General features: G+C 59.8%; 21 protein-coding genes and 1 tRNA gene. 13 read left to right on the plus strand and 9 right to left on the minus strand.

Translation table 11 applies throughout. The features are described 5' to 3' along the window. Positions 1-35: 35 nt before the first annotated feature. The 13 genes from ruvA (at position 36) to nadA (ending at position 10,205) form a co-directional block, all read left to right on the plus strand. Entirely contained in the window at positions 36-644 is a 609-nt protein-coding gene (gene ruvA, locus HDC30_RS16880) for a Holliday junction branch migration protein RuvA (protein ID WP_003227522.1), read from the plus strand. Beyond that, on the plus strand, positions 645-1,706 hold the full coding sequence (gene ruvB / locus HDC30_RS16885) for a Holliday junction branch migration DNA helicase RuvB (RefSeq protein WP_007962024.1): 1,062 nt from the start codon (positions 645-647) through the stop codon (positions 1,704-1,706). 127 nt (positions 1,707-1,833) lie between these two features. Next, the gene (gene ybgC, locus HDC30_RS16890; RefSeq protein WP_027612533.1) at positions 1,834-2,301 is read left to right on the plus strand and encodes a tol-pal system-associated acyl-CoA thioesterase; all 468 of its coding nucleotides are present in this window, start codon (positions 1,834-1,836) and stop codon (positions 2,299-2,301) included. Continuing rightward, a complete protein-coding gene (gene tolQ, locus HDC30_RS16895; RefSeq protein WP_007912733.1) occupies positions 2,291-2,986 on the plus strand; it encodes a protein TolQ in 696 nt (231 codons plus the stop codon). Before ybgC ends, tolQ begins: the two co-directional genes overlap by 11 nt. A gap of 23 nt (positions 2,987-3,009) precedes the next feature. Beyond that, positions 3,010-3,462 carry a protein TolR gene (gene tolR / locus HDC30_RS16900; RefSeq protein WP_183784134.1) on the plus strand — a complete coding sequence of 151 codons (453 nt, stop codon included), beginning with the start codon at positions 3,010-3,012 and terminating at the stop codon, positions 3,460-3,462. Then, positions 3,462-4,538: a cell envelope integrity protein TolA gene (tolA, locus tag HDC30_RS16905; RefSeq protein WP_183784095.1), complete on the plus strand. Its 1,077-nt coding sequence runs from the start codon at positions 3,462-3,464 to the stop codon at positions 4,536-4,538. The genes tolR and tolA overlap by 1 nt, the downstream gene beginning before the upstream one ends. 17 nt (positions 4,539-4,555) lie before the next feature. After that, the gene (gene tolB, locus HDC30_RS16910; RefSeq protein ID WP_164747834.1) at positions 4,556-5,836 is read left to right on the plus strand and encodes a Tol-Pal system beta propeller repeat protein TolB; all 1,281 of its coding nucleotides are present in this window, start codon (positions 4,556-4,558) and stop codon (positions 5,834-5,836) included. Between the two features lie 52 nt (positions 5,837-5,888). Continuing rightward, positions 5,889-6,386, plus strand: a complete 498-nt coding sequence (gene pal, locus HDC30_RS16915; RefSeq protein WP_003178634.1) for a peptidoglycan-associated lipoprotein Pal — start codon at positions 5,889-5,891, stop codon at positions 6,384-6,386. A 6-nt stretch (positions 6,387-6,392) separates the two neighbouring features. Further along, positions 6,393-7,229: a tol-pal system protein YbgF gene (gene ybgF / locus HDC30_RS16920; RefSeq protein WP_047296035.1), complete on the plus strand. Its 837-nt coding sequence runs from the start codon at positions 6,393-6,395 to the stop codon at positions 7,227-7,229. 166 nt (positions 7,230-7,395) lie between these two features. Then, a complete protein-coding gene (queE, locus tag HDC30_RS16925) occupies positions 7,396-8,043 on the plus strand; it encodes a 7-carboxy-7-deazaguanine synthase QueE (RefSeq protein WP_027612537.1) in 648 nt (215 codons plus the stop codon). 1 nt (position 8,044) lies between these two features. Continuing rightward, positions 8,045-8,737: a 7-cyano-7-deazaguanine synthase QueC gene (queC, locus tag HDC30_RS16930; protein ID WP_096795086.1), complete on the plus strand. Its 693-nt coding sequence runs from the start codon at positions 8,045-8,047 to the stop codon at positions 8,735-8,737. A gap of 62 nt (positions 8,738-8,799) precedes the next feature. Next, a tRNA-Lys gene (locus HDC30_RS16935) sits at positions 8,800-8,875 on the plus strand. A gap of 271 nt (positions 8,876-9,146) precedes the next feature. Then, entirely contained in the window at positions 9,147-10,205 is a 1,059-nt protein-coding gene (nadA, locus tag HDC30_RS16940; protein WP_003227499.1) for a quinolinate synthase NadA, read from the plus strand. Positions 10,206-10,339: 134 nt separating this feature from the next. On the opposite strand, the gene HDC30_RS16945 is transcribed toward nadA, so the two are convergent. The 9 genes from HDC30_RS16945 to arcC all read right to left on the minus strand — a co-directional run bounded on the left by HDC30_RS16945 (position 10,340) and on the right by arcC (position 21,139). Continuing rightward, positions 10,340-10,828 carry an RDD family protein gene (locus HDC30_RS16945; RefSeq protein ID WP_098965267.1) on the minus strand — a complete coding sequence of 163 codons (489 nt, stop codon included), beginning with the start codon at positions 10,826-10,828 and terminating at the stop codon, positions 10,340-10,342. A 97-nt stretch (positions 10,829-10,925) separates the two neighbouring features. Further along, a complete protein-coding gene (locus HDC30_RS16950) occupies positions 10,926-11,138 on the minus strand; it encodes a cold-shock protein (protein ID WP_007934683.1) in 213 nt (70 codons plus the stop codon). A 403-nt stretch (positions 11,139-11,541) separates the two neighbouring features. After that, positions 11,542-12,666 (minus strand): glycine cleavage system aminomethyltransferase GcvT, encoded by a 1,125-nt coding sequence (gene gcvT / locus HDC30_RS16955; RefSeq protein WP_096795084.1) that lies wholly within the window; start codon positions 12,664-12,666, stop codon positions 11,542-11,544. Positions 12,667-12,801: 135 nt separating this feature from the next. Continuing rightward, positions 12,802-14,178, minus strand: a complete 1,377-nt coding sequence (locus tag HDC30_RS16960) for an L-serine ammonia-lyase (protein ID WP_183784097.1) — start codon at positions 14,176-14,178, stop codon at positions 12,802-12,804. 202 nt (positions 14,179-14,380) lie between these two features. Then, a complete protein-coding gene (gene gcvP / locus HDC30_RS16965; RefSeq protein ID WP_409347914.1) occupies positions 14,381-17,233 on the minus strand; it encodes an aminomethyl-transferring glycine dehydrogenase in 2,853 nt (950 codons plus the stop codon). Between the two features lie 11 nt (positions 17,234-17,244). Continuing rightward, the gene (gene gcvH, locus HDC30_RS16970) at positions 17,245-17,628 is read right to left on the minus strand and encodes a glycine cleavage system protein GcvH (RefSeq protein WP_027612543.1); all 384 of its coding nucleotides are present in this window, start codon (positions 17,626-17,628) and stop codon (positions 17,245-17,247) included. A gap of 435 nt (positions 17,629-18,063) precedes the next feature. Continuing rightward, positions 18,064-19,572: a sigma-54-dependent transcriptional regulator gene (locus tag HDC30_RS16975; RefSeq protein ID WP_096795080.1), complete on the minus strand. Its 1,509-nt coding sequence runs from the start codon at positions 19,570-19,572 to the stop codon at positions 18,064-18,066. Positions 19,573-19,784: 212 nt separating this feature from the next. Beyond that, positions 19,785-20,147, minus strand: coding sequence for a DUF5064 family protein (locus tag HDC30_RS16980; RefSeq protein ID WP_027612545.1), 363 nt, complete (start codon positions 20,145-20,147; stop codon positions 19,785-19,787). 62 nt (positions 20,148-20,209) lie between these two features. Beyond that, positions 20,210-21,139, minus strand: coding sequence for a carbamate kinase (arcC, locus tag HDC30_RS16985; protein ID WP_096795079.1), 930 nt, complete (start codon positions 21,137-21,139; stop codon positions 20,210-20,212). Between the last annotated feature and the right edge of the window lie 19 nt (positions 21,140-21,158).

A 21,158-nucleotide genomic window follows, 5' to 3' on the forward strand; every position in this document is an offset into this window, starting at 1 on the left:
AGCCCACGGCTGGCCAACGCTCAAGGATCTGAAACGTGATTGGACGCTTGCGCGGCACCCTGGCTGAGAAACAGCCGCCGCACCTGATTCTGGATGTAAACGGCCTCGGGTATGAGTTGGAAGTGCCCATGACCACCCTTTATCGCTTGCCGTCGGTCGGTGAACCGCTGACGCTGCACACCCATTTGGTCGTACGCGAAGACGCGCAGTTACTCTATGGTTTCGCCGGCAAGCGTGAGCGAGACTTTTTTCGCGAGTTGATCCGTCTCAATGGTGTCGGGCCGAAACTGGCCTTGGCCTTGATGTCGAGCCTGGAAGTCGATGAACTGATTCGCTGCGTGCAATCCCAGGACACCTCGGCGCTGACCAAGGTCCCGGGGGTCGGCAAGAAAACTGCTGAGCGCCTGCTGGTTGAACTCAAGGATCGCTTCAAGGCCTGGGAAACCTCGCCGGCCATGTTCGCCCTGGTGCCGAATCAGCCGGACGGCCCGGCGCCGGTCAACACCGCTGAAAACGATGCGGTCAGCGCGCTGATTTCCCTGGGCTACAAGCCGCAGGAAGCGAGCAAGGCGATTACCGCCATCAAGGACAAGAATTTGAGCAGTGAAGACCTGATCCGCCGCGCCCTGAAGGGAATGATTTAAGTGATTGAAGCTGATCGTCTGATCGCCGCCGCGCACAGCCCGCGCGAGCGCGAAGAAGTCCAGGATCGGGCCATTCGCCCGGTCAGTCTGGCCGACTATATTGGCCAGCCGACCGTGCGCGAGCAGATGGAACTGTTCATCCAGGCGGCGCGTGGTCGCAGTGAATCGCTGGATCACACGTTGATCTTCGGCCCGCCGGGTCTGGGTAAAACCACGCTGGCCAACATCATTGCCCAGGAAATGGGCGTGTCGATCAAGAGCACGTCCGGTCCGGTGCTTGAGCGTCCGGGAGATCTGGCGGCACTGCTGACCAATCTGGAACCGCACGACGTGTTGTTCATCGACGAAATCCATCGTCTGTCGCCCATCGTTGAAGAAGTGCTGTACCCGGCCATGGAAGACTTCCAGCTCGACATCATGATCGGCGAAGGGCCGGCGGCGCGCTCGATCAAGCTGGATCTGCCACCGTTCACTCTGGTGGGCGCTACTACTCGTGCCGGCATGCTGACCAACCCGTTGCGTGACCGCTTCGGTATCGTCCAGCGTCTTGAGTTCTACAGCACAGCGGATCTGGCGACGATTGTAAGTCGGTCGGCGGCGATTCTCGGTCTGCCGCTGGATCCGGAGGGTTCCTTCGAAATCGCTCGTCGAGCCCGTGGTACGCCACGGATCGCCAACCGTCTGCTGCGGCGGGTGCGCGATTTTGCCGAAGTCCGGGCCAAGGGCCATATCACCAAGTCGGTTGCCGATCTGGCGTTGAACCTGCTGGACGTCGATGAACACGGTTTCGACCATCAGGACCGGCGCCTGCTGCTGACCATGATCGAGAAGTTCGATGGCGGTCCGGTGGGCATCGACAGTCTGGCGGCGGCGATCAGTGAAGAGCGCCATACCATCGAAGATGTGCTGGAGCCGTACCTGATTCAACAGGGTTACATCATGCGTACGCCACGGGGCAGGGTGGTGACACGGCATGCGTACCTGCATTTCGGTTTAAACATTCCGTCACGAATGGGTGAAATGCCTGTGGCAGACGAGTTTCTCGATGCCGTGGACGATTGATACACATTTTTTGGCGATTTATTCAGCGTTTGTACTGTCACAGGACGGTACTTTTGCGGTAAAGCCTTAAACACTGAAAAAACAGTTGCCTGGCCGGATTGGCAACCCGAGGAGTAAGCACTAGAGTATGCGCGCGCAAAACGGGCTTGAGCCGTTCGCACATCGTTGTCGCGTTTATTACGAGGACACCGATGCGGGCGGCATCGTGTATTACGTTAATTACCTCAAGTTTATGGAACGGGCTCGAACCGAGCGGCTCCGGACGCTGGGCTTTGCCCAGTCGGAACTGGCCGGGGAGGACCTGTTGTTTGTCGTGCATTCCAGCGAAGCGCGCTACCACGCGCCGGCGCGACTGGACGATGAACTGCTGGTAAGCGCTGATGTAATCGAATTGAACCGTGCCAGCCTGCGCTTTAAACAGCAGGTCAGGCGGGCCACGGATAATGTGCTGCTCTGTGAAGGGCAGTTTCTGGTGGCCTGCGTGCGCACCGACAGTTTGAAACCCCGGGCCATGCCCGAATCCTTGCGTGCGGCCTTTGCCGACGCGGGCGGCACGGGTACACACTCAAAGCAGGAGATAAAGCGTGGAAGCTAACGTCGTCGACCATTCCTCCATGTGGAGCCTGGTCAGCAATGCCAGCATCGTGGTGCAGTTGGTAATGTTGACCCTGGTGGCCGCATCGGTGACCTCATGGATCATGATCTTTCAGCGCAGCAATCTGCTGCGTGCCGGTCGACGCGCCCTGGAGAGCTTCGAAGAGCGCTTCTGGTCGGGTATCGATCTGTCCAAGCTGTACCGTCAGGCCGGCAGCAACCCTGATCCGGATTCGGGCGTAGAGCAGATCTTCCGTGCCGGTTTCAAGGAATTCTCCCGTCTGCGTCAGCAGCCAGGCGTCGACCCGGAAGCGGTGATGGAAGGTGTGGCCCGTGCCATGCGCGTTGCCATCTCCCGTGAGGAAGAGAAGCTGGAGCAGAGCCTGCCGTTCCTCGCCACCGTTGGTTCGGTCAGCCCGTACATCGGTCTGTTCGGTACCGTGTGGGGCATCATGAACTCCTTCCGCGGTCTGGCCAGCGCCCAGCAAGCGACCCTGGCCACTGTGGCCCCGGGCATCGCCGAAGCCCTGATCGCCACCGCGATCGGCCTGTTCGCCGCGATCCCGGCCGTTATCGCTTACAACCGTTTCTCTGCCCGCAGCGAAACCTTGCTGAGCCGCTACTACACCTTCGCCGATGAGTTCCAGGCGATCCTGCACCGCAAAGTGCACACCAGCGAAGAATAAGCAGGTATTTCCCGATGGCTTTAATCGCTCGAGCCCGAAACAAGCGCAAGCCGGTCGCCGAGATGAACGTGGTGCCATACATCGACGTGATGCTGGTGCTGCTGGTTATCTTCATGGTGACCGCGCCGATACTCAATCAGGGCGTGAAAGTGGATCTGCCCAAGGTTTCCAGCGAAGCCTTGCCGCAGGACAACAACACTCAGGTGCTGACCATTTCGATCAAGGCTGACAAGACCTACTACTGGAACCTTGGCAGCGAAGTCGATACCGAAAAGCAGCAGGACAGGGCAATGACCCTGCCGCAGATGACTGACGCGGTGACCAAGATCATTCGCGCCGGCACTGAAGGCGGCAAGCGAACCCAGGTCTTTATCCGAGGCGACAAGTCGGTCGACTACGGCGCCGTGATGGGTGCCATGGGCGGGTTGCAGAAAGCCGGGGTCGGTAATGTTGGTTTGATTACCGAGGCCCCCTGATGCAGCAACAGCGAGAGCCGTCCGCCTCGGAAAGCTACTTCTGGCCTAGTGTTCTGGCGATTGTCCTGCACGTGCTGGTGTTCGGCATGCTGTTCGTCAGTTTCGCCTTTACACCCGAGTTGCCGCCGGCCAAGCCGATTGTCCAGGCGACCCTGTACCAGTTGAAATCGAAAAGTCAGGCAACCACCCAGACCAATCAGAAGATTGCGGGTGAGGCGAAGAAATCCGCCGCGCGCCAGACCGAAGTCGAGCAGATGGAACAGAAAAAGGTCGAGCAGGAAGCGGTGAAGGCTGCGGAACAAAAGAAAGAAGAAGCGGCTCAAAAGGCCGAGGAAGCCAAGAAGGCCGATCAGGCGAAGAAAGCGGACGAGGCGAAAAAGGCTGATGAAGCCAAGAAAGCCGACGATGCGAAGAAAACCGAGGCCAAGAAGGCAGAAGAGAAACAATTGGCTGATATAGCCAAGAAGAAAGCCGAAGAAGAAGCCAAGAAGGCGGCTGAAGAAGAGGCCAAGAAAGCGGCCGCTGAAGAAGCCAAGAAGAAGATCGTCGAAGACGCGAAGAAGAAAGCCGCCGAAGACGCCAAGAAAAAAGCTGAAGCTGAAGAGGCGAAGAAGAAAGTCGCCGACGAAGCGAAGAAGAAAGCTGCTGCCGATGCTGCGAAGAAGAAATCGCAGGAAGCGGCACGTAAATCCGCTGAAGAGAAAAAGGCTCAGGCCCTGGCAGATTTGCTTTCCGACACGCCACAGCGTCAGCAGGCCTTGGCCGATGAACAGGGTGACGAAGTCGCGGGCAGTTTCGATGACCTGATTCGTGCGCGAGCAGCGGAAGGTTGGGCGCGTCCGCCTTCGGCACGCAAAGGCATGACGGTCGTGCTGCAAATTGGCATGTTGCCGGACGGTACGGTGACTTCGGTCAGCGTGGCCAAGTCCAGTGGCGATGGTCCGTTCGATGCGTCGGCAGTTGCGGCAGTGAAGAATATTGGACGTTTGACAGAAATGCAGGGAATGAAGCCGAGCGATTTCGCTCCGTATCGTTCATTCAAGATGACATTCACACCTGAGGATCTAGCCTTGTGAGAAACCTTCTTCGAGGAATGCTGGTCGTGATCTGCTGCATGGCAGGGATCGCGATGGCTGATGAAAAGAACATTCTGGTCACCAGCGGCAGCGATCGGGCCACCCCGATCGCCGTCGTACCGTTCGGTATGCAGGGCGGTGCCGTGCTGCCGGACGACATGGCCGAAATCATTGGTAACGATTTGCGGAACTCGGGCTACTACTCGCCGATTCCAAAGCAAAACATGATCAGCCAGCCAAGCCAGCCGAGCGAAATCATCTTCCGTGACTGGAAGGCGGTGGGTGCTCAATACATGATGGTCGGCAGCATTGCTCCTGCGGGCGGTCGTCTGCAGGTGCAATGGGCACTGTTCAACGTGGCCACCGAGCAGAAAGTGGCTGACGGCAGTGTTTCCGGTACCACCGAGCAACTGCGTGACATGGCGCACTTCATCTCTGACCAGTCGTTCGAAAAACTCACCGGTATCAAAGGTGCGTTTTCGACCCGTCTGCTGTACGTGACAGCCGAGCGTTTCTCCGAGAAGAACACTCGCTACACCCTGCAGCGTTCGGACTACGACGGTGCCCGTGCCGTGACTCTGCTGCAATCGCGCGAGCCGATTCTGTCGCCGCGTTTCGCACCGGATGGCAAGCGCATCGCCTACGTGTCGTTCGAGCAGAAGCGTCCACGGATCTTCATGCAGAACATCGACACCGGTCGCCGTGAGCAGATCACCAACTTCGAAGGCCTGAACGGCGCGCCAGCCTGGTCGCCAGATGGTAATCGCCTGGCTTTCGTACTGTCGAAAGACGGCAACCCGGATATCTATGTGATGAACCTGGGTTCGCGTCAGATCACTCGCGTGACTGCAGGTCCTGGCATCAACACCGAACCGTACTGGGGCAAGGATGGTTCGACCATCTACTTCACCTCGGACCGTGGTGGCAAGCCGCAGATCTACAAAACCAGCGCCAGCGGCGGCGGTGCCGAGCGTGTGACGTTCATTGGCAACTACAACGCCAACCCGAAGCTGTCGGCTGATGAAAAGACGCTGGTGATGATTCATCGCCAGGATGGTTTCACCAATTTCAAGGTGGCGGCCCAGGATTTGCAGCGAGGTAGTGTAAAGATCCTCACTGATAGCACTCTGGACGAGTCACCTACTGTTGCGCCCAACGGCACCATGGTAATCTACGCCACCCGCCAGCAGGGCCGGGGAGTCTTGATGCTCGTGTCCATTAATGGACGCGTGAGGCTCCCGCTTCCTACCGCACAAGGCGAAGTCAGAGAACCGTCCTGGTCCCCTTACCTGAACTGACGCGGCGCTTTACGTTTTACTTAACACACTGGGGTTCATTAGGAGTTTCACGATGGAAATGCTGAAGTTTGGTAAATTTGCTGCGCTGGCTCTGGCCATGGCTGTAGCTGTAGGTTGCTCGTCCAAAGGCGGCGACAACGCCGGTGAAGGCGCTGTTGATCCAAACGCTGGTTACGGCGCAAACACTGGTGCCGTTGACGGTTCCCTGAGCGAAGAAGCTGCTCTGCGCGCAATCACCACCTTCTACTTCGAATACGACAGCTCGGACCTGAAGCCAGAAGCCATGCGCGCTCTGGACGTTCACGCCAAAGACCTGAAAGCAAACGGCGCTCGCGTTGTTCTGGAAGGCAACACCGACGAACGTGGTACTCGTGAGTACAACATGGCACTGGGCGAGCGTCGTGCGAAAGCCGTTCAGCGCTACCTGGTACTGCAAGGTGTTTCCCCAGCTCAGCTGGAACTGGTTTCCTACGGCGAAGAGCGTCCAGTTGCTACTGGCAACGACGAGCAGTCCTGGGCTCAAAACCGTCGCGTCGAACTGCGTAAGTAATTCGATATGCGAACGTGCCGTCGTGCTGTAACTGTTCTGGCTCTCAGCCTCGCGCCGCTTGCGGCGTGGGCTGCGGTTCCTGTGGTCGATGACAACTCCGGTTATAACAATAGCGGGAGCAGTTATCCGCCTGCGGGTTACGGTACGAACGGCGCCTATGCCGGGGGAGCGGCTTCGGCCCCTGCCTCGGCACAGGGCATGCTGTTCAACCAACTGCAACAGATGCAGGATCAGATATCGCGCCAGCAAGGTGTGATCGAAGAACTGCAGAATCAGGTTGCGCGCATGAAACAGGAATCCCTGGAGCGATACCAGGATCTTGATCGGCGCATAGGATCCGGTGTTGCACCTGCCGCGACTCCTGAGAATTCTTCTGCCGGTGGCGATGCAAGTGCTGCTGCCGGTGCTGCCGCTGGCGCCGGGGCTGCTGCCGCCCAGGCACCTGCTGCAAGTAGCGAACCGGGTGATCCGGCCAAGGAAAAGCTGTATTACGATGCCGCTTTCGACCTGATCAAAGCCAAGGATTTCGACAAGGCCAGCCAGGCTTTCTCGGCATTCCTGCGCAAATACCCGAACAGCCAATACGCGGGCAATGCCCAGTACTGGTTGGGCGAAGTGAACCTGGCCAAGGGCGATCTGCAAGGTGCAGGTCAGGCTTTCGCCAAGGTGTCGCAGCTTTATCCCAAGCACGCCAAAGTGCCGGATTCGCTGTACAAGCTGGCTGATGTAGAGCGCCGCCTCGGTCACACCGACAAGGTCAAAGGCATTTTGCAACAGGTGGTTTCCCAATACCCGGGGACCTCCGCTGCTCAGTTGGCCCAACGCGATCTGCAACGCATGTAAGTGTGTTTGACCCGTTTGGAACAAACCCGCGCTTGTCGCGGGTTTATTCGTTAGAATTCACGCCCTTTTTCTGAAACACGCTTCTGGTGATCTACGCGTTGGCGGGGTTGCCTGAAGTGCCTGACGGAGGCGGACAGCCTGTTTAGCTGTTACGCCCGTGGCGACTATGCAAGACACATTGAGAATTACCGAAGTTTTCTACTCGTTGCAGGGGGAAACGCGGACTGCCGGGCTGCCCACGGTTTTTGTGCGCCTGACCGGTTGCCCATTGCGTTGCCAATACTGCGACAGCGCCTACGCGTTCAGCGGCGGTACGATCCGCACCCTCGACGATATCCTCGAACAAGTGGCCGGGTTTCGCCCGCGCTACGTCTGCGTGACCGGCGGTGAACCGCTGGCGCAGCCCAATGCCATCCCGTTGCTCAAGCAATTGTGTGATGCCGGTTACGAAGTGTCACTGGAAACCAGTGGTGCACTCGATATCTCGGCGGTAGATTCGCGCGTCAGTCGCGTAGTCGACTTGAAGACGCCGGACTCCAAGGAGGCGCACCGCAACCGCTACGAAAACATCGAACTGTTGACGCCCAACGATCAGGTGAAGTTTGTCATCTGCTCGCGGGACGACTATGACTGGGCGGTTTCCAAACTGATCCAGTACGGTCTCGATCAACGTGCGGGTGAAGTGCTGTTTTCCCCAAGTCATCATGACCTCAATGCCAGGGATCTGGCGGACTGGGTGGTGGCAGACAACCTGCCGGTGCGTCTGCAATTACAGCTGCACAAGTATCTTTGGAATGACGAGCCGGGGCGCTGAGATGACTGAACAACTGAACACCACCGAACAGCGTGCAGTGATTTTACTGTCGGGCGGTCTGGATTCGGCCACGGTCGTGGCGATGGCCCGAGCCGAAGGTTTCGCCTGCTACACCATGAGTTTCGATTACGGCCAGCGCTCCCATGCAGAGCTGCATGCCGCAGCGCGCGTCGCCCGCGATCTGGGTGTGGTCGAGCACAAAGTGATCGGCCTGAACCTGAACGGCATGGGCGGCTCGGCGCTGACCGACACCAGCATCGACATCCCGGAAGAGCTGGGCGAGGGCATCCCGGTGACCTACGTGCCGGCGCGCAACACGGTGTTCCTGTCGCTGGCACTGGGCTGGGCTGAAGTGCTTGGCGCGCGTGACATCTTTATCGGTGTCAACGCGGTGGACTATTCCGGTTACCCGGATTGCCGTCCGGAGTTCATCGAGTCGTTCGAGCGCATGGCCAACCTGGCGACCAAAGCGGGCGTGGAAGGCAACGGTTTCCGCATCCAGGCACCGCTGCAGAACCTGAGCAAGGCGCAGATCGTCCAGGCGGGCGTGAAGCTGGGCGTGGATTACGGCCTGACAGTTTCCTGCTATCAGGCGGACGATGACGGCCGTGCGTGCGGCAAATGCGACAGCTGCCGCCTGCGTGCAGAAGGCTTCGCAGCGGCCGGTGTAAGCGATCCAACACCTTATTTTTGATTTTTTTCAAAAAGGTGTTGAATAGTCCTTAAAAATCAGTATTATACGCGCCACCACACAGCGGGTCGTTAGCTCAGTTGGTAGAGCAGTTGGCTTTTAACCAATTGGTCGTAGGTTCGAATCCCACACGACCCACCATATTTGGCGGTTTAGAAAATCCGGAAGGCCCACGAAAGTGAGGATTTCCGGGTTTTTTTTTGCCTGCGATTCAGGCACCTCTCCCTTGATCGTTGCCTGCGCTGACACAGGTCAGAATCATCTTTTGTATCAACGGGATATTCTGTAGCCTTGCGCAGCTTCAACGCTGTCCGTGCCTGATAATACTCACTCTCCCGGCGGTACCCTCAAGTGGTCCGGAGCCGGGTGTATACTCGACTTTCGCGCGAAAGCGCCTGCAGGTCTTGCGAACATGACGCAGATTTCCGAACGCCTTCTGGTTCAAGCCCACCTCGATGCCAAACAGCCCAAACCGCTGACTGCCGAGGAAGAGGCCTACTACCGTTCCGCCATCGCCGCCGAGCTCAAGGCTCAGGACGCGGTGCTGGTGGCCCACTTCTATTGCGATCCGGTGATTCAGGCCCTGGCCGAAGAAACCGGCGGCTGTGTGTCCGACTCCCTCGAAATGGCGCGCTTCGGCAACGCTCACCCGGCCAAGACCGTGGTGGTCGCCGGCGTAAAGTTCATGGGCGAGACCGCGAAGATCCTCAACCCGGAAAAACGCGTGCTGATGCCGACCCTGGACGCGACCTGCTCGCTGGACCTCGGTTGCCCGGTGGACGAGTTCTCGGCATTCTGCGATCAGCACCCGGAGCGCACGGTGGTGGTGTACGCCAACACCTCGGCCGCGGTCAAAGCCCGGGCTGACTGGGTGGTAACGTCGAGCTGCGCACTGGAGATCGTCGAAAGCCTGATGGACAACGGCGAGACCATCATCTGGGGCCCGGACAAGCACCTGGGCACTTACATCCAGCGCAAGACCGGCGCTGACATGCTGCTGTGGGACGGTGCCTGCATCGTCCACGAAGAGTTCAAGTCCAAGCAGCTCGAAGACATGAAGGCGCTGTATCCGGACGCCGCGATTCTGGTGCATCCGGAGTCGCCGACCTCGGTGATCGAACTGGCAGACGCCGTCGGTTCCACCAGTCAGTTGATCGCTGCTGCGCAAAGCCTCCCGAACAAGACCCTGATCGTCGCCACCGACCGTGGCATCTTCTACAAGATGCAGCAGCTGTGCCCGGACAAGGTCTTCATCGAGGCGCCAACCGCCGGTAACGGCGCCGCGTGCCGCAGTTGCGCACATTGCCCGTGGATGGCCATGAACACCCTTGAGCGCACGCTCAAGAGCCTGAAGGAAGGGACGAACGAGATCTTTGTCGATCCGGCGCTGATTCCGCAGGCGATCCGTCCGTTGAAGCGCATGCTGGATTTCACCCAGGCGGCGCGGATGAAGCTGGCGGGTAACGCCTAAGCTCTTTCTGCCAGACAAAAAACTGTGGGAGCGGGCTTGCTCGCGAAGGCGGTGTATCAGTCGATGCAAAAGGTGACTGATACACCGCCTTCGCGAGCAAGCCCGCTCCCACATTGGTATCTGGTGTCAGGAAGTTATTTGCTCTTCTTCGGAATCCGCACCACGCGGGTATCGGAGTAGATGTCGTGCCAGGTGCGCTTCTGCTTGTCGTACAGCGACCAGAAGAATCCAAGCCCTGCGCACAGCCACGAAGCGATCGATACCATGAAGCGCAGCAGCGCCTGCCACAGGCTGATCGCGCTGCCATCGGCGTTCTGTACGCGGATGCCCCATACCTGCATGCCCAGTGTCTGCCCGCCGTGGGTCCAGAACTTGGCGAAGAACGCAAACAGCACCAACAGCAACACTGTGGAATACAGCGGATCGCCATCCATTTTTCCGGCGTCGGTCAGCACACGCAGGCGTTCTTCACCGATGATCGCTGCCTGGATCAACTTGTAGACGAATCCGGTGACGATCAGCAGGGCAGTGCACAACAGGAAGTCATAGAACATCGCGGCCAGGCGCCGGCCGAGGCCAACAGCAGGAAAGTCGCCCTGGGGAGTGAGCAGGTTCTTCGACATGGCAGCCTCTGGACGCAAAATGAAGCGCCATTTTACGGATTCGCGCGCACAAAAAAGCCCCTGATATCAATATCAGGGGCTTTTTCGTTACAGAAGATTAACCTTCTGCTTGTACTTCATCAGCCTGCATGCCTTTCTGGCCTTGCACAGCAACGAAGGTCACTTTCTGGCCTTCTTTCAGGCTCTTGAAGCCGTTGCCCTGAATAGCGCGGAAATGCACGAACAGATCCGGACCGCTTTCTGGAGTGATAAAACCAAAACCTTTCTCGTCGTTAAACCACTTGACGGTACCGCTCTGACGTTGGGACATTTCTTATTTCCTTTGACGCATAAATTGATGACAGCCTCTTTCTCATGAAAGAGTACTGGGGCTGGTTGCAGGAGAGTAAGAAGACGTCGAGCGGGATGTAGCTAACTTGTAGGCTACTGCCCAGGTCACGATTCCAAGCTGACCCATGCAAACACAGTGGACAAACTCTACGCCAACTACGGGAGAAAAAACAAGCCCCGCGAAGGCCCCGGTTTTACTGTCCCTGCTGGCAGTTAGTCAGTCTGCTAGTGCGGCTTAGACGATTAGCTTGTTCAAAAGTTTTCGAACGTTATAAGTAAAGTTCATAATCGAATCAGATGTTAGAAAATGCACTTTTTTGTGGCGATTGCGTTACACATTAGTGCACGCATAACGCAATCGCGTTACTTATAGAAACAGTCAATCAACCACGATAGTAGCGTTGTGGAACAAATGGCATTTTGCTTACAAGCATTTGCACCTTTTTCCCACGAACGATGGCCCAGACTGGCGTATCCAGGGTGACATAAGCGCTGTCGAGGTAACCCATTGCCAACGGCCCGCCCAAGGTCGGACCGAAGCCGCCGCTGCACACGCTGCCGATGATTTCGCCCGCGTCGTTGACGATTTCTGCGCCTTCACGCACCGGCGTACGTTCCTGTGGCAGCAGACCGACGCGTTTGCGCGCGACGCCATTCTGCTGCTGAGCAAAAACTGTCTCTGCCCCCGGGAAACCACCGGCCCGCGCGCCATCGGCACGGCGTGGCTTGGAGATTGCCCACAACAGGCTGGCTTCGATCGGCGTGGTCTCGGTGTTCATGTCGTGCCCGTACAGGCACAGGCCGGCTTCCAGGCGCAGCGAGTCGCGGGCGCCGAGGCCGATGGCCTGAACTTCCGGTTCGGCCAGCAGGGCGCGGGCGAGTTTTTCTGCATCGGCGGCCGGCACCGAGATTTCGAAACCGTCTTCACCGGTGTAGCCCGAACGGCTGACGAAGCAATCCACGCCCAGCAGTTGCACGCGGTTGAACTGCATGAAAGTCATTTTTGCGACTTCAGGGGCCAGGCGCGCCAGCACGGTGACCGCAGCCGGGCCTTGCAACGCCAGCAGCGCGCGCGCTTCGAACAGCTCGGTAATGGTGCACTGATCGCCAATGTGTTTTTGCAGATGCGCCAGGTCCTGATCCTTGCACGCCGCGTTGACCACCAGGAACAGCTCGTCGTTTCCGAGGTTGGCGACCATCAGGTCGTCGAGGATGCCGCCGTTGTCGTTGGTGAACATTGCGTAGCGCTGCATGCCCACCGGCAGGTCGATGATATCCACCGGCACCAGGGTTTCCAGAGCCTTGGCGGCATTGGCGCCGGTCAGGCGGATCTGGCCCATGTGCGAGACATCGAACAGCCCGGCCTGCTCACGGGTGTGCTGGTGTTCTTTCATCACGCCCAGCGGGTATTGCACCGGCATGTCGTAGCCGGCGAACGGCACCATGCGGGCGCCGAGTTCGATATGCAGAGCGTGCAGCGGGGTTTTCGACAGTTGTTCGGTGGACATGCGTGGCTCCTTGAAAGTTTGAGTTTGGGGGCATGGGGCTAGATTTAGATTAAGATCAAAAGCCCCTCACCCCAGCCCTCTCCCGGAGGGAGAGGGGGCTAAGTGCGGTCCTCTCCCCAAGGGCGAGGACATAAATCAGCATTCGATAATGTTGACCGCGAGACCGCCACGGGCGGTCTCTTTGTATTTGCTTTTCATGTCGGCGCCGGTCTGGCGCATGGTGCGGATGACCTTGTCGAGGGAGACGAAGTGTTGCCCGTCACCGCGCATGGCCATGCGCACCGCGTTGATCGCTTTCACCGAGCCCATGGCGTTGCGCTCGATGCACGGCACCTGCACCAGCCCGCCAATCGGATCGCAGGTCAGGCCGAGGTTGTGTTCCATGCCGATTTCCGCCGCGTTCTCGACTTGCTGCACGCTGCCGCCGAGCACTTCACACAACGCGCCAGCGGCCATCGAGCAGGCCACGCCGACCTCACCCTGACAGCCGACTTCGGCGCCGGAGATCGAGGCGTTTTCCTTATACAGAATGCCGATCGCGGCGGCGGTCAGCAGAAAGCGCACCACGCCGTCATCGTTCGCACCCGGGATAAAGCGCATGTAGTAATGCAGCACCGCCGGAATAATCCCCGCCGCACCGTTGGTGGGCGCGGTGACCACGCGGCCGCCGTTGGCGTTTTCTTCGTTGACCGCCAGGGCGTACAGGTTGACCCAGTCGAGCACCGACAGCGGATCGCGCAGCGCCGATTCCGGGTTCTTGCACAATTGCCGATGCAGCGCCGCCGCCCGGCGTTTGACCTTCAGCCCGCCCGGCAGAATGCCTTCGTTGCGACAGCCAGCGGCAACGCAGTCCTGCATCACTTGCCAGATTTTCAGCAGACCAGCGCGGGTTTCCGCTTCAGGGCGCCAGGCACTTTCATTGGTCAGCATCACCTGGCTGATCGACAGACCGTAGGTGGCGCAATGGCCGAGCAAGTCCTTGGCACTTTTGAACGGGAAGGTCAGCGGGGTGGCGTCTTCGACGATGCGGTCGGCACCGGCCGCATCTTCATCAACGACGAAACCACCACCGACCGAGTAGTACTCGCGGCTGCGGATCTGAATACCGGCAGCATCGAAGGCACGAAAAATCATGCCGTTGGGGTGGTAGGCCAACGGTTTGCGGATCATCGCCAGGTGTTCTTTCTCATTGAACGCAATGCTGTGTTCTCCGAGCAGATTCAGCCGGCCATTGCCGCGAATCTCCTGCAGGCGTGCGGCGACGGTTTCGGTATCGACGGTGTCCGGGTGTTCACCTTCAAGGCCAAGCAGCACGGCTTTGTCGCTGCCGTGCCCCTTGCCGGTGGCGCCGAGCGAGCCGTACAGCTCGACTTTGACGGTGCTGGTGGCCAACAACAGGTCATCGCGGCGCAGGCCTTCGGCGAAGCGCGCAGCGGCACGCATCGGGCCGACGGTGTGGGAGCTGGAAGGGCCGATGCCAATCTTGAACAGGTCGAACACGCTTAACGACATGAGTGGTTCTCCGGTTTCTTGTTATAGGAATTGGCGCAATATCAGGCTTGATGCGTTCCTTGTGGGAGCTGGCTTGCCAGCGATGGCGATGTGTCAGGCAACAGAGATGGAGACTGATCCACCCTCATCGCTGGCAAGCCAGCTCCCACAGGGATTTGTGGTGTTCTGGAGAAAGGGGCAGATAAACCTGCCCCTCCATCGTTTAAGCGTAGCTTTCGATCGACGGGCAGGCGCAGACCAGGTTGCGGTCGCCGAACACGTTGTCGACGCGACCGACCGGCGGCCAGTATTTGCCTTCGACCAACGACGCCACCGGGTATACCGCCTGCTCGCGGCTGTACGGGTGGGTCCACTCGCCGACCAGTTCCGCAGCAGTGTGCGGGGCGTTCTTCAGCGGGTTGTCGTCCTTGTCCAGCGTGCCGTTTTCCACTGCGCGGATTTCTTCGCGGATGCGGATCATGGCGTCGCAGAAGCGGTCCAGTTCTTCCTTGGATTCACTTTCGGTCGGCTCGATCATCAGCGTGCCGGCGACCGGGAACGACATGGTCGGGGCGTGGAAGCCGAAGTCGATCAGACGCTTGGCGACGTCATCGACGCTGATGCCGCTGCTGTCTTTCAGCGGCCGCAGGTCGAGGATGCATTCGTGCGCCACCAGCCCGTTGCTGCCGGTGTACAGCACTGGATAGTGCTCTTCGAGGCGACGGGAAATATAGTTGGCATTGAGGATCGCCAGTTGCGAAGCCCGCTTGAGACCGGCGCCGCCCATCATGCGAATGTACATCCAGGTGATCGGCAGAATGCTTGCGCTGCCGAACGGTGCTGCGCAGACCGCGCCTTCCTTGCGTGCCATCTGGCCGTGACCCGGCAGGAACGGGGTCAGGTGCGACTTGACGCCAATCGGGCCGACGCCCGGGCCGCCACCGCCGTGCGGAATACAGAAGGTTTTGTGCAGGTTCAGGTGCGACACGTCGCCGCCGAACTTGCCTGGCGCGCAGAGGCCGACCATCGCGTTCATGTTGGCGCCGTCGATGTACACCTGGCCGCCGTTGTCGTGAATGATTCCGCAGATTTCGCGGATGCCTTCTTCGAACACGCCGTGGGTCGACGGGTAGGTGATCATCAGCGCCGCGAGGTGTTCGCGGTGCTCGATGGCTTTGGCGCGCAGGTCTTCGATATCGACGTTGCCACGCGCATCGCACGCGGTCACCACCACGCGCATGCCGGCCATGTTGGCGGTGGCCGGGTTGGTGCCGTGGGCCGACGACGGGATCAGGCAGATGTCGCGGCGCTCGTCGCCACGGCTCTGGTGGTAAGCGCGAATCGCCAGCAGGCCTGCGTACTCACCTTGCGAACCGGCGTTCGGTTGCAGCGAGATCGCGTCGTAACCGGTGGCGGCGCAGAGCATCGCTTCCAGTTCGTCGGTCAATTGCTGATAACCGGCGCTTTGTGCGGCCGGGGCGAACGGGTGCAGGGCGCCGAATTCGGCCCAGGTCACCGGGATCATTTCGCTCGCGGCGTTGAGTTTCATGGTGCACGAGCCCAACGGGATCATGGTGCGATCCAGTGCCAGGTCCTTGTCCGCCAGTTTGCGCAGGTAGCGCATCAGCTCGGTTTCCGAGTGATAACGGTTGAACACCGGGTGGCTGAGGATTGGCGACTGACGTACCAGCGCCGCCGGGATGGTGCTTTGCACCGACGCGGCCAGCGCAGCGAAGTCCGGCAGGGCCTTGCCGTCGGCGAACAGGCCCCACAGGGTTTCGATGTCAGCCTGAGTGGTGGTTTCGTCCACCGACAGGCCCAGACGCTGGGCATCGATGACTCGCAGGTTGATCTGCGCGGCGTGTGCCTTGTCGTGCAGCGTGGCGGTGTGTGCGCCGGTGGCTACGGTCAGGGTGTCGAAGAAGCTTGTCTGCTCGACGGTCTGGCCCAGTGCGCTCAGGCCCTTGGCCAGAATCGCGGTCAGGTGATGCACGCGGTTGGCGATCTGGGTCAGGCCTTTCGGGCCGTGATACACGGCGTACATGCTGGCGATGTTGGCCAACAGCACCTGCGCGGTGCAGATGTTCGAGGTGGCCTTCTCGCGGCGGATGTGTTGCTCGCGGGTCTGCATCGCCAGACGCAGGGCCGGTTTGCCGAAGCGGTCAACCGACACTCCGACCAGACGGCCCGGCATGTCGCGCTTGAACGCATCCTTGGTAGAGAAATAGGCCGCGTGCGGGCCACCGAAGCCCAGCGGCACGCCGAAGCGTTGCGCGGAACCGATAGCGACGTCGGCGCCGAACTCGCCCGGAGCGGTCAGCAGCGTCAGGGCCAGCAGATCAGCGGCCACGGCGACCAGCGCGTTGGCGGCGTGGAAGCGCTCGGTCAGTTCGCGGTAGTCGAACACATCACCGTTGCTCGCCGGGTATTGCAGCAGCGCGCCGAAAAACGGCGTGACGTCGCTCAGTTCACGCTCATCGCCAACCACCACGTCGATGCCCAGCGGCTCGGCACGGGTGCGCAGCACGTCGAGCGTTTGCGGGTGGCTGTGGATCGAGGCGAAGAACTGGTGGCTGCCCTTGTTTTTGCTCAGGCGTTTGCAGAAGGTCATGGCTTCGGCAGCGGCGGTGGCTTCGTCGAGCAGCGAGGCGTTGGCGATCGGCAGGCCGGTGAGGTCGCTGATCAGGGTCTGGAAGTTCAGCAGCGCTTCGAGGCGACCCTGGGAAATTTCCGGCTGGTACGGGGTGTAAGCGGTGTACCAGGCCGGGTTTTCCAACAGGTTGCGCAGGATCGGCGACGGCGTGTGGCAGTTGTAGTAGCCCTGGCCGATGTAGGTCTTGAACAGTTGGTTTTTGCCGGCGATGGATTTGATCATCGCCAGTGCGTCGGCTTCGCTCAGGCCGTCGTCCAGGCCGAGCACGCTGGTGCCCTTGATGCTTTCCGGGATGACGCTGGCGCTCAGCGCTTCGAGCGAGTCGAAGCCGAGGCTGTTGAGCATGGCTTGCTCGTCACCGGCGCGCGGGCCGATGTGACGGGCGATGAATTCGTTGGCAGTGCCGAGGTTTACTTGGGTCATGTCGTTACTCCTCAGGCTTCGGCTTGAGCTTTGATCAGGCGGTCGTAGGCGTCTTGATCGAGCAGTTTGCCGACAGCGGCGGCGTCACTTGGCTGAAAGCGGAAGAACCAGCCTTCGCCCAGCGGATCTTCGTTGACCAGTTCCGGGCTGCCGTCCAGTGCCGGGTTGACTTCCACAACTTCACCATCGAGCGGCATGTACACGCCGCTGGCGGCTTTCACCGATTCCACGGTGGCGGCTTCAGCGCCTTTTTCGTAAGCCTGCAGCTCAGGCAGTTGCACGAACACCACGTCGCCCAAAGCGTTCTGCGCGAAAGCGGTGATGCCGACAGTAACGCTGCCGTCAGCTTCGGTGCGCAGCCATTCGTGATCTTCAGTAAAACGCAACTCGCTCATGGAAACTCCTAAGGGGCCAGACTCGTCTGGTGGACGCGGTGGAAGGCTTGGGCGGGAAAGCCCTGGTTTTATGAGCGGTTACTTAGCAAGAACGCGGCCAGATTGTATTTATGTATATAAATCAAATGGTTATGTGTTTCTGGTTGTGATGGGTGTGGGGCTTCTGTAGCGAAATCGCTACAGCTTGGGGCGGGGAGAAAAGCTGAAGCGGATCAAAGCCTTGCGCAGCGGTGATCGGAGGAGGGTGTAGCGATATCGTTCCGCTGTAGCGCTTTCAGTACAGATGGAGGTCGGTTTTGAACAGATTTCGAATCCACCACATAACTCTGTGGGAGCTGGCTTGCCAGCGATAGCGGTGGATCAGTCACCACCATTGGTGCATGTGCCGACGTCATCGCTGGCAAGCCAGCTCCCACAGGAGAATTTACGGTGAGTTTAAGACTTGCCCGGAATGCCGTATTTGCGCAATCGATGGGCAATCGCCGTGTGCGAGGTCTGCAGGCGGCTGGCCAGTTGGCGGGTCGAGGGGTAGCTGACGTAGAGTTTTTCCAGCAGCGATTTTTCGAAGGACTCGACGGCCTGTTCGAGGCTGTCGACGTCGCTGTCGGTCTGCCGCGCCACCGAGGTGCCGGCGATGTCGAGATCACCGATATCGACCAGACTGCTTTCGCAGATCGCCGCCGCGCGGAAGATCACGTTCTGCAACTGGCGCACGTTGCCCGGCCAGCGGTTACCGAGCAGCGCAGGATAGGTGCCGGGGGCGAGGCGGCAGACCGGACGCTGAATCTGCGCACAGGCCTGCTGCATGAAGTAACGCGCCAGCAGCAGAATGTCCTGACCTCGCTCACGCAGCGGCGGCACTTCGACGTTGAGCACGTTGAGGCGGTAGAACAGGTCTTCGCGGAACAGACCTTCGCTGACCATTTTTTCCAGGTCGCGGTGGGTCGCGCTGAGGATCCGCACGTTGACCTTCACTTCGCGATCACCGCCGACCCGACGGAAGCTGCCGTCATTCAGAAAGCGCAATAACTTGGCCTGCAAGTAGGGCGACATCTCGCCGATCTCGTCGAGAAATACCGTGCCCTGGTTGGCCAGTTCCATCAGCCCTGGTTTGCCGCCACGTTGCGCGCCGGTGAAGGCGCCGGGGGCGTAGCCGAACAGTTCGCTCTCGGCGAGGTTTTCCGGCAGCGCCGCGCAGTTCAGCGCGAGAAACGGCGCACTGTGCCGCGCACTGATCGCGTGGCAAGCGCGGGCCACCAGTTCTTTACCGGTGCCGGTTTCGCCTTGAATCAGCAGCGGTGCGTCGAGGGCTGCGACTCGTTGCGCGCGGGCCTTCAGCGTGCGGATCGCCGGGGATTCGCCGAGCAGCGCATCGAAGCCTTCGGCGTGGTCATGGTGCAATGCCGAGAGTTGTTCACCGATGCGGTTCGGTTGATACAGCGTGAGCAAGGCGCCGGCGTCGGTGATCGGTGTGGCGTCGAGCAGCAGGGTCTGGCCATTGACGGTGATCTCCCGCAGCGGCAGGCGGAAGCCTTGTTCGAGCAGGGTTTCCAGCAGACCGGGATCGTTGAACAGCTCAGAGACACTTTCCCCCGCCGGTTCACGCCCGTACAGGGCGATCAGTGCCGGGTTGGCCAGCAGCACCTTGCCGGCGCTATCGAGGGCCAGTACCGGATCGGTCATCGCCGCGAGCAGTGCATCAAGCTGCAGATGCCGCCGCTGGCCGGGGAGGATATCGACCACCACCACGGCCTCCACGCCGCGCACCCGGAACAACGCATCTTTGAGCTCTTCGAGCACTTGCGGGCTCAAGGTCGGTGCATCGATGTAGACGTTGGGCGGAATCATCTCCACCGCATCCAGATTGAGATTGCGCCCACCGAGGATAGCCAGGACTTCCTGGGTGATGCCGACGCGGTCGATGAAGCTGACGTGGATACGCATGGGGGCGGTTCAGTGTTCTGGAATGCGGAGGGGGGCAAGTATGCCTTGGGGCGGGGCAATGGTGAAATCTGCAACGATTGTCAGCGCTACACTGATACCTTGTGGGAGCGGGCTTGCTCGCGAAGGCGCCAGGTCAGACAGCATAAATGGTGACTGACCTGGCGCCTTCGCGAGCAAGCCCGCTCCCACAGGAGGAATGTGCTGGGTTCGGGTTATTCGAGGTGTTCCGGTTTGACCGGATCCCCGGACTTCATATTCAACTGCACCCGCACATCCTCGAACATCAGGTCGTAATGTTTGTGCTGCGAGCCGATGCTGCTGTGAGTTTTGGGAATGCCGTACTTTTCGGCAATCTTGGTCACGTTGCTGGCGAAGTTGTAGGCCTGGTCCTTGGGCAGGAAGAAGGTTTCCTTCATGTCCTTGCCCTGGATATTGCCGTGCAGGGTGAACTGCATCCCTTTGCCTTCTTTGGGATCGGTGAACACTTGGTAGTCGAGGCACAGGTCGTAATCGACATCGTCCTTGGTCAACGCGTGCCGCTCGATGTGCAAATGACCCGGTTCGAATATGGCCATGGGTTTCTCCTTTCAAGGCATGGGAGAAGGGCAGCCCCCTGGGCCTGCCCTTGAGTTTCTAATTATCGATAGCTGATGCCCGGCTTCGCCGTGCTGACGCGTGTGCCGGCAGTGCCCTGGACGATCGCTTCGATGTCCGCGAGCGAACCGATCACCGCGACCTTGCCAGTATGGCGCGCGAATTCGCAGGCTGCCTGCACCTTCGGTCCCATGGAGCCAGCGGCGAAACCGAGGCGTTCCAGTTCATCCGGGTGGGCTTCGGCGATGGCTTTCTGCGACGGCTTGCCGTAGTCGATGAACGCCGCGTTGACGTCGGTGGCGATCACCAGCAAGTCAGCTTCCAGTTGCTCGGCGAGCAGCGACGAGCACAGATCCTTGTCGATCACCGCCTCGATGCCCTTGAGGTTGCGGTGCTCGTCGTACATGGTCGGAATCCCGCCGCCACCCGCACAAATCACGATGCTGCCCTTGTCCAGCAGCCACTTGATCGGACGGATCTCGAAGATGCGTTTCGGCCGTGGACTGGCCACCACACGACGGAACTTGTCGCCGTCCGGAGCGATGGCCCAACCTTTCTCGGCGGCGAGTTTTTCCGCTTCGGCTTTGTCGTAGACCGGGCCGATCGGTTTGGTCGGATTCTGGAAGGCCGGGTCCTTGGCGTCCACTTCAACCTGGGTCAGCAGGGTGGCGAACGGCACTTCGAAGTCCAGCAGGTTGCCCAGTTCCTGTTCGATGATGTAGCCGATCATGCCTTCGGTTTCGGCGCCGAGCACGTCCAGCGGGTAAGGGGTGACGGAGGTATAGGCCGCCGCTTGCAGCGACAGCAGGCCGACTTGCGGGCCATTGCCGTGGGCGATGACCAGTTGGTTGCCGGGATGGATCTTGGCGATTTGCTCGGTGGCGATGCGGATGTTGGCGCGCTGGTTGTCAGCGGTCATCGGTTCGCCACGGCGGAGCAGGGCGTTACCGCCCAGAGCTACGACGATACGCATGGTGCATGTCCTTCTGGAA

The organism is Pseudomonas sp. JAI115 (assembly GCF_014200835.1).
In the GTDB taxonomy this organism is placed as follows: domain Bacteria; phylum Pseudomonadota; class Gammaproteobacteria; order Pseudomonadales; family Pseudomonadaceae; genus Aquipseudomonas; species Aquipseudomonas putida_A.